The sequence below is a fragment of the Maribacter sp. UH1 genome (assembly GCF_056839145.1).
Map to the genome: position 1 here is coordinate 4,183,840 of NZ_CM166387.1, position 13,447 is coordinate 4,197,286.

At 34.4% G+C, this 13,447-nt stretch carries 13 protein-coding genes and 1 tRNA gene; 7 read left to right on the plus strand and 7 right to left on the minus strand.

Going from position 1 to position 13,447, the window contains the following annotated elements; all coding sequences use genetic code 11:
- The first annotated feature begins 42 nt into the window (after positions 1-42).
- Positions 43-118: transfer RNA gene (locus UH1x_RS18050), tRNA-His, on the plus strand.
- 131 nt (positions 119-249) lie between these two features.
- On the opposite strand, the gene UH1x_RS18055 is transcribed toward UH1x_RS18050, so the two are convergent.
- The 3 genes from UH1x_RS18055 to UH1x_RS18065 form a co-directional block, all read right to left on the minus strand.
- A complete protein-coding gene (locus UH1x_RS18055) occupies positions 250-1,800 on the minus strand; it encodes a M28 family peptidase (protein WP_482623342.1) in 1,551 nt (516 codons plus the stop codon).
- 86 nt (positions 1,801-1,886) lie between these two features.
- Positions 1,887-2,576, minus strand: coding sequence for an SGNH/GDSL hydrolase family protein (locus UH1x_RS18060; protein WP_482623343.1), 690 nt, complete (start codon positions 2,574-2,576; stop codon positions 1,887-1,889).
- 9 nt (positions 2,577-2,585) lie between these two features.
- The gene (locus tag UH1x_RS18065; protein ID WP_482623344.1) at positions 2,586-3,044 is read right to left on the minus strand and encodes a hypothetical protein; all 459 of its coding nucleotides are present in this window, start codon (positions 3,042-3,044) and stop codon (positions 2,586-2,588) included.
- 112 nt (positions 3,045-3,156) lie between these two features.
- Here UH1x_RS18065 and UH1x_RS18070 point away from each other — a divergent pair, with 112 nt between their 5' ends.
- A complete protein-coding gene (locus tag UH1x_RS18070; RefSeq protein WP_482623345.1) occupies positions 3,157-3,612 on the plus strand; it encodes a hypothetical protein in 456 nt (151 codons plus the stop codon).
- A 13-nt stretch (positions 3,613-3,625) separates the two neighbouring features.
- Here the strand turns inward: UH1x_RS18070 and UH1x_RS18075 are convergent, their stop codons facing one another.
- Positions 3,626-5,110: a S10 family peptidase gene (locus UH1x_RS18075; protein ID WP_482623346.1), complete on the minus strand. Its 1,485-nt coding sequence runs from the start codon at positions 5,108-5,110 to the stop codon at positions 3,626-3,628.
- 220 nt (positions 5,111-5,330) lie between these two features.
- Here UH1x_RS18075 and UH1x_RS18080 point away from each other — a divergent pair, with 220 nt between their 5' ends.
- From UH1x_RS18080 to UH1x_RS18090, 3 genes are all read left to right on the plus strand, one after another.
- Positions 5,331-6,467, plus strand: a complete 1,137-nt coding sequence (locus tag UH1x_RS18080) for a Gfo/Idh/MocA family protein (protein ID WP_482623347.1) — start codon at positions 5,331-5,333, stop codon at positions 6,465-6,467.
- Between the two features lie 189 nt (positions 6,468-6,656).
- Positions 6,657-8,279, plus strand: a complete 1,623-nt coding sequence (locus UH1x_RS18085) for an alkaline phosphatase PhoX (RefSeq protein ID WP_482623348.1) — start codon at positions 6,657-6,659, stop codon at positions 8,277-8,279.
- A gap of 76 nt (positions 8,280-8,355) precedes the next feature.
- Entirely contained in the window at positions 8,356-10,194 is a 1,839-nt protein-coding gene (locus UH1x_RS18090; RefSeq protein WP_482623349.1) for a cytochrome-c peroxidase, read from the plus strand.
- Here the strand turns inward: UH1x_RS18090 and UH1x_RS18095 are convergent.
- Genes UH1x_RS18095 through UH1x_RS18105 form a run of 3 tightly spaced genes read right to left on the minus strand, consistent with a single transcriptional unit; the run spans position 10,191 to position 12,199 of the window.
- Entirely contained in the window at positions 10,191-10,955 is a 765-nt protein-coding gene (locus UH1x_RS18095; RefSeq protein ID WP_482623350.1) for a TIGR02757 family protein, read from the minus strand. The genes UH1x_RS18090 and UH1x_RS18095 overlap by 4 nt on opposite strands.
- Positions 10,952-11,509, minus strand: coding sequence for a CPBP family intramembrane glutamic endopeptidase (locus UH1x_RS18100; protein ID WP_482623351.1), 558 nt, complete (start codon positions 11,507-11,509; stop codon positions 10,952-10,954). Before UH1x_RS18100 ends, UH1x_RS18095 begins: the two co-directional genes overlap by 4 nt.
- A gap of 9 nt (positions 11,510-11,518) precedes the next feature.
- Positions 11,519-12,199 (minus strand): ABC transporter ATP-binding protein, encoded by a 681-nt coding sequence (locus UH1x_RS18105; protein ID WP_036154139.1) that lies wholly within the window; start codon positions 12,197-12,199, stop codon positions 11,519-11,521.
- A gap of 229 nt (positions 12,200-12,428) precedes the next feature.
- Between UH1x_RS18105 and folE the strand changes: the two genes are divergently transcribed.
- Both folE and UH1x_RS18115 read left to right on the plus strand, forming a co-directional pair.
- Positions 12,429-13,028, plus strand: coding sequence for a GTP cyclohydrolase I FolE (gene folE / locus UH1x_RS18110; RefSeq protein ID WP_036154140.1), 600 nt, complete (start codon positions 12,429-12,431; stop codon positions 13,026-13,028).
- Positions 13,029-13,110: 82 nt separating this feature from the next.
- A complete protein-coding gene (locus UH1x_RS18115; protein ID WP_036154141.1) occupies positions 13,111-13,410 on the plus strand; it encodes a hypothetical protein in 300 nt (99 codons plus the stop codon).
- The last annotated feature ends 37 nt before the right edge of the window (positions 13,411-13,447 follow it).

Here is a 13,447-nt window from a genome sequence, read left to right on the forward strand (position 1 = left end):
TAGAACTGTTTAAAAAAATTATCTTTGCACTCGCTTACAAATGGTGGTTGTAGCTCAGCTGGTTAGAGCATCGGTTTGTGGTACCGAGGGTCGCCGGTTCGAACCCGGTCTTCCACCCTAAAGCAGATAAAAAGTCTTGGATTTATTTCCAAGACTTTTTTGTTTTATAATATTGATTATCAAATTTATAGCATAAAAAAAAGAGCCTAGTAAACATTACTAGGCTCTTTAGAATAACATTGTCTATATTTAATCTACTTTCAATTTTTGCGCTCTATTGGCTATTTCCCAAGCAGTGTAAAAAACCAATCTACTTCTATTTTCAAGTAAATCATAGTTTATTTTATCTGGTGTATCACTTGGCTTATGGTAATCTGCATGTGTACCGTTGAAATAAAATATAATAGGAATATTGTTTTTAGCAAAGTTATAGTGGTCACTTCTGTAATAAAAACGGTTAGGATCATTCTCGTCGTTATATGTATAATCAAGTTCTATATTCATAAACTTTTTATTCACCTCCTCAGATAGATTATGCAACTCTAAACTTAATTTATCAGAGCCTATTAAATAGATATAGTTACGGTCTCCTTCACGTTCGGGGTCTATTCTACCAATCATATCAATATTTAAATTGGCGACGGTATTAGCAAGTGGAACAATAGGGTCTACATCTGTGTAATATTGTGAGCCTAATAATCCTTTTTCTTCACCTGTAACATGTAAGAATAGTATAGACCTTTTAGGACCCACACCTGCATCTGCAGCTTTCTTGAAGGCTTCGGCTATTTCTAAAAGAGCAACGGTACCAGATCCATCATCATCTGCACCATTATTGATTTCTCCGTCACCGGTAATACCAATATGATCTAGGTGAGATGAAATTACCAAATACTCATCTGGTTTTTCTGAACCTTTAATCATCGCTGCTACATTTTCGGATCCTATTTTATCATTAGAACTTTCAAAATTTAAATCAAGCTTTTTAGAAAGTACTTTGGTTTCGTTATCAGTTTCTATATTTGAAAGCAAACTTTTAGCAAGCTCTTGATCAATAAACAAACTATAGAATTCAGGTGCGTTATTGTCAACGACTTCCATTCTGCCACTGTTGTTTTGTTTCATAGATTCAAATCTGCGTTTAAATCTGCTAAAATTATCAGTATCATAATACAGCACACCAATAGCGCCCTTGTCAACTGCGATCTGTATTCTCTTTGTGATTGATTCTGACATGTTACTCCATATCGAAGCTTCAGTGGTTCCAGAAATGGTAAAATTTCCATCTGCATTTTTAGGCTCGCCAGATTTTAATAAAACGATTTTTCCACTAACATCTATATCATTGTAACTAGAGTAGGTTTCATCTTCAATGCCATAACCAACATACACTATTTCATCTGCAGTGTTATTTGCAGCGGTAAAAGTCAAAACATGCTCACCAATTGGAAAATCTGTTCCGTTGACGCTAAGTTTTCCTTTAGGAAGTTTACTGATTTCTAATGGTACTTCTTGAAAATAGTTTCCATCTGTTTTAGCAGCAGGAATACCTAATTTCTCATATTCAGCTTTTATGTACTCAATTGCTTTTTTCTGACCTGGTTGTCCGGTTTCTCTACCTTCAAACTCATCTGACGCGTAAATGTACAGATGGTCTTTTAATTCTGTTTCTGTAATAGATTCTGCAAACGTAATTTCTGATGCTGCCGTTGACGCTTCCGCAGCGACATCTTTAACGGTTTTTTGAGAAGAGTTACATGAAATGGCCGTAGCGACCAATAGGAATAGTGTTTTTTTCATTTTATAGTAATCAAATTTTTTCAAAAATAATCAAATCTTAACTAGTATGAATAGCTAGGATATACATTCAAATACTTTGGTATATCTTATTTTTTCAAAGCTTCTGCAATAGCAGCTTCCACTAAGGGCTCCATAACCTTATAGCCTTCAACTGTTGGGTGTACTTCATCTTCAGCGTATTTTTTTGGCAGACCATTTCTTTCATCTACCATTGCCGAGAAATAATCTAAATAAATATGACCATTAGTTTTGGCATATTCTTTTATCATTTTGTTTAAAGCAATTATTTTTCCTGATGGTTCTACACCTGGTTTCCACGGGTAATCATAAGCTGGTAGGGTAGAGGACAAAATAACTTTTATGCCGTTAGCATGGGCAAGTTCTGCCATCCCTTTTATATTATCCATAATCATCTCTAAGGTTGACGGACCTGTATTACCGGCTATATCATTGGTGCCCGCTAGTATGGTCACCACTTTCGGATTCAGATTAATAACATCTTGTCTAAAACGGATAAGCATTTGAGGAGTTGTTTGCCCGCTAATACCTCTGTTAATATATGGTTTGCCTTCAAAAAAATCTGGCCTGTTATTTAACCATCCTATGGTAATGGAGTTACCCATAAATACAATACGATTTTCATTGTCCTGTAATTCTGGAACAGTTGAATTGGCTTCTTTAAAATGATTTAAATCTGCCCAGTCTTGTGCATGTATTGTAGTTAACCCTAATAATGATAGCATACATGATATAATTAATACATTTACTTTTTTCATTTTAGTTGTTTATGCTTTTTCAATTTTTGCTTGTTCATCACTTGTAAGCGGAACACTTTTTATGATATTACCTTTATTAGGTCGCTGTACTGCTAAGTAAGCTATTAAACAGATTGATATGACCAATGGTAGTGCATTACCAGAATTGTTATATGCAAAAAGACCAATAAATGCAGGTATTTCTATAAGAGTATATTTAAGTTGTAAGGCAGATTTATATTTTCTTAATTTATCCTCTAAACTGCTTTCTATTTGAATACTGGAAATCATTTTTTTTAAAATCCACTGACTTCCAAAATAACCGACCATGGCAAAAAGTGGCACTACATAAAGCAACATACCCTCAATTGTAGTGTTAGAGTTAAATGAATTGACTTTATAAATTACCCAAATAGTGATAACGACTAATACGCCCAATAGTAATAAATGTACTATCGACAGGCTTTTGATAAAATTCTTTAAATCCATAAGCTTTTTAATTTTCTAAGATAATATAAATAATAAGCATAAAGAAACAAGCCTTTATTTGTACCACTATTATAACATTGTTCATCTTGTAGAATCTTTATCTTTGCACGGTATGAAAAAAATACTAGCTATTCTTTTTTTATTGTTTTCCATTAATGGTACTTATAGTCAGATCAAGCAAGATAAGGTGCTGCACTTTTTAGGCGGGAATTTATACGGATTAGTTGGTGCTGGCATTGCAAATGAAATTTCTGATGGGGATAGAACTTGGACGTTTGTTGGTGCCGTTGGCGGTAGTTTGCTTATAGGTTTGGCAAAGGAAGGTATTGATCAAAACCAATATGGCGGATGGAGCAATGAAGATCTTCTAGCTACTGTTCTAGGAGGTGTTACCGTTGGGGTCACTATTGATATTTTTAAAAAGAGAAAGCAGCGTAAAAGAGAAGAATTGTTTAGAAATGCAATTAAGTCTGCCGATACTGGATATCAAAAGAAATTCCCAACAGAAACAACGAAAATAAATTCATTGCTTGTATTGGGAATGTCTACTACTGTTCTAGAAAAATAATTTTCTAATACTTTTAATATTTAGCGCTTCTTTCTGTAGCGATTGTGCGCTTAATAAATTCGCGAATATCATCATTTGCGTTTTTTAAATCTTCTCTTCTCAAATACATCATATGCCCTGATCGGTATCCTTTAAAGCTAAATCTGTCTTTCATACGACCGCTTGGGTCTACTTGCCACATGGTATATTTGGCATTGAAATACGTTGTGGCACCATCATAATAGCCCGATTGGATCATAACGTTCAAATAAGGATTTTGTGCCATTGCTTGTCTTAGATTATCTCTAGTATTATCGTTTTCATTGTTCCAGGGGTGAACAGGACCAAAAAGGTTGTATTTTACATCGGTTTTAAAGTTCAATTCCTCTTGCAGATAATAGTTTATTGCCGGTGTAAAACTATGTAACCAAGAAGTCAATTCAGAATTGTAATCTGGTTTCATACCTGCAAGTTGCTTATCGATCCCTAAATATCTAGAATCTAATCGTCCTACAGTGTAACCACCTTTTTCTTTTAATAAATTTTTCCAGAAGAAAGAGGTTGGTACCACAAGATTTTGATCCAAAATGTCTTTTTTGTCCAATCCTGAATAGTAAGCCACTTTATCTGCAATAGCATCTTTTTCAGTAGTATCTAAGAATCCGCCTTTAGCTAATGCAGGTATCAATTTATCTATGGTATATGCTTCTGATTCCGGTAAAATTTCCAGTAAATCTTTACTTTGTAGTGCTGGAGGTAAAGCCTTATGATGCCAAGCTGCAGCGGTAAAATAGGGTAGATTGATTGCTTCAGCTACAGGACCTGAATTACGGATAACTTTGTAATCTGCCGGAGAAACCATAATAACACCATTTAAATACATCCATTGCTGATTTTGTAATGCTAAAGAAAGTCCCATAACACGCGTTCCGCCATAGCTCTCTCCAATAATGTATTTAGGGGAACGCCATTTGTTATTTCTAGTAACAAAGGTGTTTAGCCATTCGGCTAAATACTTGATGTCTGCATTAATACCGAAGAACTTATCCCTGTCCACCTCTTTACCGCTTGCAGGTACGGTACGGCTGTATCCAGTATTTACAGGATTCACATATACTATATCTGCAACATCTAAAACTGAATACGGATTTGCGCTCACGCCATAAGGTTGTACAGGGTAGCCTTCATCATCAATTTTTAAAACCTTTGGGCCTGTGTATGCTAGATGCATCCAAACAGAACCAGATCCCGGTCCGCCATTAAACGATATTAATAATGGTCTTGCAGCTGAATCTTTAATATTATTTCTGGTATAATAGGTATAATGTAAGGAGGCAATGGGTTTTGCATTTTCATCCCATACAGGTTGCGTACCGGTTTGTGCTGTGTACGAAAAAGTTGATCCATTAATGGTGGCTGTATGCTGTGTGGTAATTATGGTATCTATGGGTAATTCCCTAGACTGACCAATGGCAAACATAGTTGCCAAACAAATTGATAGTTGTAGTAATTTTCTCATGGTTTGATAAGGTTCTGTTGTCTAACGAAAATAAGAATAAATGCTTAATTTTTAGTTCTATTAAATTGGATTGAAACTTAAATGCAGATTAACCATTTTTACTGATTATTTTAAAGAATAAGCTATTTTAAAACCTGAATTATTCTTAATGTAAAAATTATCAAATGATTCGTGAAGTTCAATGTTTTTTATTTAAATTTCTTAGGTATAAAATAAACATATGAAACATTTAACAAGACGTTCTTTTAGTAGTCTGACCACGAAAGGAGTTATAGGCACTGCATTATTTGGTAGTATTCCATTAGCAAAAGGCTTTACAACTGGGCAAAATAATAAGAAGTTGGGTATTGCTTTAGTAGGTTTAGGCAGTTATAGTACCTACCAGTTGGCACCATCATTATTAGAAACAGAACATTGTTATTTAGCTGGTATTGTAACGGGAACTAAAGAAAAAGAAGCCATTTGGTCCAATAAATATAATATCCCAAAAAAGAATATCTATAACTACGAAAATTTTGATTCCATAGCTAAGAATGATGATATCGATATCATTTATGTGGTATTGCCAAATAGTATGCATGCAGATTTCTGTATTCGGGCAGCTAAAGCAGGTAAGCATGTTATATGTGAAAAGCCAATGGCTGTAAGCGTAGAGGAATGTGATGCAATAATAAATACCTGTAAAGAGAATGATGTAAAGCTGGGTGTAGGTTATAGAATGCAAAGTGATCCATATACCCATGAGGTAAAGAAATATGTAAAAGAGAAAACTTTTGGTGATGTGTTTTTTGTTTCTTCTGACGCCGGTTATATATCTAATGGTAACCCAGATCAATGGCGTTTAGATAAATCGCTTTCTGGAGGTGGTGCTTTAATGAATATGGGAGTGTATGCCATACAAACCAGTATATATGGTGCAGGACAAAATCCTATTTCTGTTTCTGCTCAAGAGTTCAGTACAAGACCAGAGTATTTTAAAGATACCGATGAGACCATTACTGCACAATTCAAATTTGCCAATGGAGCGGTTGCTCATATGATGACCTCACACAACGCAAACGGTAATAGATTGAAGGTGCATGGTAGTGATGGTTGGTTTGAACTTGATCCTGCTCATAGTTATGGACCAATAAGTGGGCGAACATCAAACGGGAATACTATAGAATTTCCATTTAAAAAACAACAAGCTTTACAAATGGACGATTTTGCTAAACATGTGCAATTGGGAACCAAAAACATAGTTCCTGGTGAAATGGGCAAAAGAGATATGATTATTGTTGAAGCCATTTATAAATCAATTCTAGAAGGCGGTAAAGAACAATTATTATCTTTGGATGATATGGGTATCGTGCCTTAAATATCTGTAATTTAATTAGTTAACACTTAATTTAAACTTTAGTTCAAGATTTGATCACCTCAATTTCAAGTTAAGTTTACATGTTAACTTTAACATAAAGTTTAGTTCATTTATTCCTAATTTTTAGAATACCTTATTAAAAGGTTGTCTCTATAGTTTTGCGCTTATAACCTAAAAACTATATTGATAATGAAAAAATCAAAAAATTTACTAATTAAGGCATTGTTTCTTTCTTGTCTAGGAATTGCAGTCATTAGCTGTGATGGAGAAGACGGAATTGATGGTACCAACGGTATAGACGGTGTTGATGGTGCAGATGGCGCTGACGGAGCCGATGGTGCTGATGGAGCCGACGGTCAAGATTTAACTTTGGCGGAATCAATTCCGTTAACAAGCTCTGTAACGCCTAATGAGCTATTTGAATTAAAAGGTGCATTTAGCGGTTCTGCTGAATTAAACATGATTATGTCATCAGCAGATATTTTAGAATCTGATTCTACTTTTGTGTACGGATCTTATATGGATGGTGCTGCACTTTACCCTGCTGAAGACGGTAACTTCGCATTGATCAATAACTTAGAAGCAGATTATTCTATTGCAAGAATAATGTTAAATTCTGAATTACAACCTTTACAAGGTGACTATATAGTAAACTCTACTGCTACAGCATTTACAGCTATGTGTTCTGGTTCTTCTATAACTGTTGAAGAGCATGGTTTTGGTCCTCTTTTTCTTTCTGGTGGAGAATGGGGCGGTAACGCTAAAGGTGTATTCAAAGTAAATCCTTTTAGAGCTACAGAAGATAGAGTAGAAGTAGAAAGACTTCCTGCGCTTGGAGAGTGGTCTACTGAAAATGCTGTTGTTATTGGTAAAGATGCATATACATCACAGACTGTGGTTTTTATGGGAGATGATCATAGTGATAATACGTATCCACAAGCGCATTTTGGAATGTACGTTGGTCAAAGAGGTGATCTTGACGGAGGTAAATTATATGTATTAAGAGGTACAAATCCTGTAGAGTCTGCTCCTGGTGAAGGTGGTCAGTTATTTGAAATGGGAATGGCTCAAGATATTGAATATGATGTTGAATGGGTAGAAGTTACCGAAAGAACAATTGACGAGTTAAACCAAGAAGCAATTGATTTAGGTGCTATTGGTTTTCAGAGAATTGAAGATATCGATTGGAGAAGAGGTACAGCCGAAGCTCAAAGAGAAGTTTATTTTAATGCAACGGGTAGAATTCGTGGAGATAATCCAGATCTTAACTTAAGAGGTACTGGTTTTGGACGTGTTTACAAGTTAGTTCTTGATTCAGATGACCCAACAGCTCCTGCTAAATTAACTGTTGTTGTAGACGGTGATTTAGAAGGTGGTAAAGGTGACGGTATGCATTCTCCTGATAATATTTTGGTTACAGAAAACTATGCATACGTTCAAGAAGATCCAAATGGATATGCTGATTTGAATGCAGATATTTCAGGTTTTGCTAAACTATGGCAATTAGACTTAAATACTGGTGATTTTGTAGAGGTGATGGAATGTGACCAAACTTATGCTTCTAGTGTTGGTATTGGTAATACTGATAGTATGTGGGAAATTACAGGTTTAATAGATGTTACTGATATTATCGGTGCTTCTGAGCCAACATTTATTGGTGGTGCTCAGGTGCATGGATGGAATTTCAGTACAACTCCTGATACTGCAGTAAGAGCTGACGGACTTAAGTTTGTTGATCCAACTGCAATTAGTGAAGGTAGTGCTAGGTTAGAAGGTTCTGTTTTGTTCAAATTGACAGGCTTACCTAGATAAATGAAATAATTTAACCAATTATAAAGGTTCCCTTAACTGGGAACCTTTTTTCTATTTATAAATTTTAAAATATAACATGAGAATACTGCATAATAAATGGATTGTTGTTGCTCTTTTTGGTTTTTTTATTTCTTGTAAGGATCAAGAAACCAAACCATTATTGGCTATTAACTCTAATGATACATCAATGTTCAACGATGCTATTCGTGAACATTATTTTATGGCATTGGATAGTACTTCTTATTATATGCAGCAAATAGATACTTCTAATACCCTGCTAAAGAATAAAAGTCTTTTTCTTAAAAGTAGAGAATGGTATAAAAGAGTAGAACCAATGCTGATAGCCTATGACTATGAAAATTATATTTCAATGAACGCACCTAATCTGCTAAAAGTTGAAATTGATGACCATCAAGATATTAAAATCCTTAAACCGAAGAGTTTTCAAGTTTTAGAAGAGTTGTTGTATGCTGAAGAAGGATTCACAAACAAAGAAGTATATACTGTTTTAGAATATTTAAAAATTAGAATTCCATTTGTACGTAAAAATCATATTCTCATCACACAAAGAGATAGGCATCATTTAAAAATGATTCGCGATGCTATTGTAAATGTCGCTACAAAAGGTATTACTGGGTTTGACTCTCCTATGTTGGCTAATTCCCTAAATGAAGCCATTTATAACTACGAAACCTTACAGATTGTTTTAGCTATCTACAAAGAGGCTTTTGCAAATAAAAAATTGTATACGCAATGGGAAGATGAAATTACTGCTACCATTGATGTACTTAAAAATGGAAATTTTGATGATTTTGATCGTTATTCTTTCATAAAACAACACACTAATAATCAATTGGACTTAGTGGCTAAAACCGCGCAAGATTGGAATATTGAATTGAGTGAATCTCGGGCGCTAGACCCCAAAGTAACTAGTTTGTTTGACAAGAATTTTTTTAACATGAAAATGTTCTCTACCCAAAGAGCACCAGATATTACTGAAGAAAGAATTGAACTAGGTAGACAGTTGTTCAATGATAAAGATTTATCTGGATCCGGTACTATAAGTTGTGCCACTTGCCATGTAAAAGAGAAAGCATTTACCGATGGTCATAAAATAGCCAAGGGAATTAACGGACAAGATTTACAACGCAATTCACCAACCTTAACCTATGCAGTTTACCAGCGTTCTTTATTTTATGATGGTAGGGCAGACGGACTTGAAGATCAAATTGTTGGTGTTACCAATAATGAAAATGAGTTTCATATTGATTTAGATCAATTAGAAGAGAAAATTCAAGCAAAATCAGCGTATAAAGTTCAATTTGATTCGCTTTATGATGGTAAAATTACCGATATGAATGTTCGTAACGCTATAGCAACTTACATAAGAAGTTTAGCGCCTTTCGATTCTAAATTTGATCGAAATATGAACAATATTGAAGAAACTATGACCGATGAAGAAGTTAAAGGCTTTAACCTTTTTATGGGCAAGGCTGCGTGTGCCACTTGTCATTTTCCACCAGCTTTTAACGGTACCGTTCCACCAAAATATATGGAGAGCGAATTTGAAAATCTTGGAGTGCCAAAAAACGCAAGTTTTGAGAATCCTGTTTTAGATGATGATTGGGGGCAGTACTATCCTTACGAAGTAGAGGAGAAGAAGCATTTCTTTAAAACATCTACCGTACGAAATGTTGATTTAACCGGACCATATATGCACAATGGGGTGTATAAAACATTAGAGGAAGTGGTTGAATTTTACAATGTTGGCGGTGGTCAAGGTATGGGCTTAGATGTGCCTTACCAAACTTTGCCTCCAGATTCTTTGAACCTTACCAATTCAGAATCAAAGGCAATTATTGCTTTTATGAAAACACTGACCGATAAAAGATTTGAAAAAGAGGCAATAAACTAGAACTTTTCAAATACACCTAAACCAAAGAGAGCAAAATCATATTTAACTGGATCTAATGGGTCCAGTTTTCTAAGATTTTTATCCAACTCGGCTAGTGCCTTTGCATCGTTTTGTTTTCGTTTCAATAAACCTAATTTTCTGGCTACATTACCAGAGTGAACATCTAATGGGCAAGATAATTTTGAGGGATCAATATGTTTCCAGATTCCAAAATCTACGTTGGTGGTGGCATCTCTAACCATCCAACGTAAAAACATGTTTATTCTTTTTGCTGCAGAACCCCTTAATGGGTCAGAAACATGTTTGGTTGTACGTTGCTCATACGGTAATTCAAAAAATATTTTCTTGAATTCTGAAATGGTGGGCTGTAGACTATCCTTTGTTTGATGTGTTGTAAAAACACCTTCTAATCCGTTATGGTTTTTGTAAATATTTTTTAGACTCTGAATAAAGTAGGTAAGGTCAATGTCATTGAAAGTTCTATGAACAAAACCAGCTAAACTTTCTAGATTATCATCAGTATGGTTGATTACAAAATCATACGGACTTTGCTCCATTCTTTCCATGAGTTTATGCGAATTATTGATGATGCTCTTCCTGTTACCCCAAGCTATTGTTGCCGTTAAAAATGCACTTATTTCAATGTCCTCTTTTAATGTAAAAAGATGTGGGATTTGTATAGGGTCAGTTTCTAAGAATTCAGGATTATTATACTGAATAACCTTTTCGTCTAAAAATACTTTTAACTCACTTTTTGTCATTCAATGGGTATTTCTAAAATTTGCATTATCAATACGGGGACTATGAGCACCATGTTGTAGCAAGCATGCAGTGCCATTGACCAAACCAGTCCAAATTTAACACGTATAAATCCTAAAAGAAAACCAACACCTATTTGTGGTGCGACCAATAATGGTGAAAACAATACTACTTGTGTGCTCATTTCAAAATTACTAATGTGCATGAAGCCAAAAGCGATAGTGAATACATAGAAAGCATATTTGAAAAATTTTGAATCTTTAAAAAAGATTAATGGTCCTCTAAAAAGTAATTCTTCAAAAAAAGGAGCCACTACTACTGCTAAGAAGAAAATAAGTAAAGGGGAATAGTTCTCGAACAAATCGTCCATTGCATGTTTGCCCATCTCAAGTTGAAGTAAATTTTCAACTCCACTAGCAATCAGTAAAAGCACAATGCTTGTGCATAATGCTATAATCAAAAGCTTAAAAGATGTTCTTAATTTATTAGCGAATGGATTAGTGATATCCTGTTCATAAATCGGATTCTTTGCAAATAATAAAAGTTCTTCTAGCATCTGTTTTGCTTATGCTAAAATGATTTCTTTGTCAACAATTTTACCATCTACCATAGTTAATTTTCTATCGGCCATTTCTGCCAGTTCGCTGTTATGAGTAACGATAACGAACGTTTGTCCAAATTTTTCTCTTAATTCAAAGAATAGTTTATGAAGATTGTCGGCACTTTCAGAATCCAAATTACCACTAGGCTCATCGGCAAAAATAATGGACGGATTATTGATCAATGCTCTTGCAACGGCAACGCGTTGTTGTTCTCCACCAGATAGTTCTGATGGTTTATGATTATATCGATGCGATAATCCTAAGAAATCCAAAAGTTCCTTTGCCCTTACTTCAGCATCGGCCTTTGGTGTTTTTTTAATGAATGCAGGTAAACATACATTTTCAATGGCCGTAAATTCTGGTAATAGCTGATGAAATTGAAAGATGAAACCTATATGTTCATTTCTGAACTTTGCCAAATCTTTATCATTCAAATTTGTAGTTTCAATATTATTTATAAGTAGGGTACTGTCTTTTCGGTTAGACTGTACATCTAAGGTTCCCAAAATTTGTAATAAAGTAGTTTTACCGGCTCCTGAAGCACCAACAATGGAAACGATTTCTCCCTTCTTTATATGAAGGTCAACACCTTTCAGTACTTCTAATTCTCCGTAATATTTATGAATGTTAGAAGCCTTTATCATGAGAAAGTTGGTGTTAGAAGTATAATTATATTAAAATTCAAAATTAATGAAAAAGGAGCATGCTAAAAATAGTTATTCGTTTTAAGTTAATCTTAATATAGTTAAAGGGTGATTAGATATGGCAATACTGCAATGTGAACTATTTATGATATTTTTACGTTTGATGATGAAAGAAATCATTAAATTTGTTCAACTTAAATTTAATTAGGTTAAACACAAATAGAAATTTATGTCCCCATATAAAAATTTAGAAGAATACAATCTTGAAATTACCGATGAAGTTAAAAGCAGATATTCATCAATAATTGATGAAATAGGTGAAGATGTATCTAGGGAAGGTTTGGTTAAAACACCTGAACGTGCAGCTAAAGCCATGTTGTTTTTAACACAAGGGTATCAGCAAGATGCTGTAGAGATTTTACAAGGGGCAATGTTCAAAGAAGATTATGATGATATGGTCATCATAAAAGATATTGAATTATACTCGTTATGTGAGCACCATATGTTACCATTCTTTGGTAAGGCTCATATTGCATATATCCCTAACGGACAAATTGTTGGGCTAAGTAAAATACCACGTGTAGTTGATGTTTTCGCTAGAAGGTTACAAGTGCAAGAAAGGCTAACACATGATATTTTAGAGTGTATCAACAATACTTTAAAACCTAAGGGTGTTGCTGTGGTAATTGAAGCATCGCACATGTGTATGATGATGCGTGGCGTTCAGAAACAAAACTCGGTAACTACAACTTCAGGCTTTAGAGGTCAGTTCGAGAAAATTGAAACAAGAAACGAATTCTTGAAATTGATAAGCGCAAAACTTTCTTAATAGGCCTTAACTCGTCTTTTATTTATTTTTAAAATTTGGCATCTTTGTTGCATTCTTTAGTTAGAATAACTAATTTTTCAATATGTCAATTTTAAAAGATAAAAAATACAAGCAACTTTTTATGGGTTTGCTTTTTGACGGTATAGGTATGCTGTCTTTCGTTATACCATTTGTTGGTGAATTTTCAGATATAGTTTGGGCACCCTTAGCAGGTTGGCTTATGACTAGAATGTATAAAGGCAAGGTAGGTCAAGCAGCTGGTGCATTTACTTTCTTGGAAGAGATTATACCAGGGTTTGATGTTATACCATCATTTACACTTATGTGGTTATATACATACGTTTTTAAGGCGTCCAAAAAAGGGCAAACAATAGAGGTGTAAACTTACTTTTAGTTTATTAAAAATCTTAACTTTAGCT

Coding starts and splice junctions, on each gene's coding strand:
- UH1x_RS18055 (WP_482623342.1), bottom strand. CDS start 1,800: ATGAAAAAAACACTATTCCTATTGGTCGCTACGGCCATTTCATGTAAC.
- UH1x_RS18060 (WP_482623343.1), bottom strand. CDS start 2,576: ATGAAAAAAGTAAATGTATTAATTATATCATGTATGCTATCATTATTA.
- UH1x_RS18065 (WP_482623344.1), bottom strand. CDS start 3,044: ATGGATTTAAAGAATTTTATCAAAAGCCTGTCGATAGTACATTTATTA.
- UH1x_RS18070 (WP_482623345.1), top strand. CDS start 3,157: ATGAAAAAAATACTAGCTATTCTTTTTTTATTGTTTTCCATTAATGGT.
- UH1x_RS18075 (WP_482623346.1), bottom strand. CDS start 5,110: ATGAGAAAATTACTACAACTATCAATTTGTTTGGCAACTATGTTTGCC.
- UH1x_RS18080 (WP_482623347.1), top strand. CDS start 5,331: ATGAAACATTTAACAAGACGTTCTTTTAGTAGTCTGACCACGAAAGGA.
- UH1x_RS18085 (WP_482623348.1), top strand. CDS start 6,657: ATGAAAAAATCAAAAAATTTACTAATTAAGGCATTGTTTCTTTCTTGT.
- UH1x_RS18090 (WP_482623349.1), top strand. CDS start 8,356: ATGAGAATACTGCATAATAAATGGATTGTTGTTGCTCTTTTTGGTTTT.
- UH1x_RS18095 (WP_482623350.1), bottom strand. CDS start 10,955: ATGACAAAAAGTGAGTTAAAAGTATTTTTAGACGAAAAGGTTATTCAG.
- UH1x_RS18100 (WP_482623351.1), bottom strand. CDS start 11,509: ATGCTAGAAGAACTTTTATTATTTGCAAAGAATCCGATTTATGAACAG.
- UH1x_RS18105 (WP_036154139.1), bottom strand. CDS start 12,199: ATGATAAAGGCTTCTAACATTCATAAATATTACGGAGAATTAGAAGTA.
- folE (WP_036154140.1), top strand. CDS start 12,429: ATGTCCCCATATAAAAATTTAGAAGAATACAATCTTGAAATTACCGAT.
- UH1x_RS18115 (WP_036154141.1), top strand. CDS start 13,111: ATGTCAATTTTAAAAGATAAAAAATACAAGCAACTTTTTATGGGTTTG.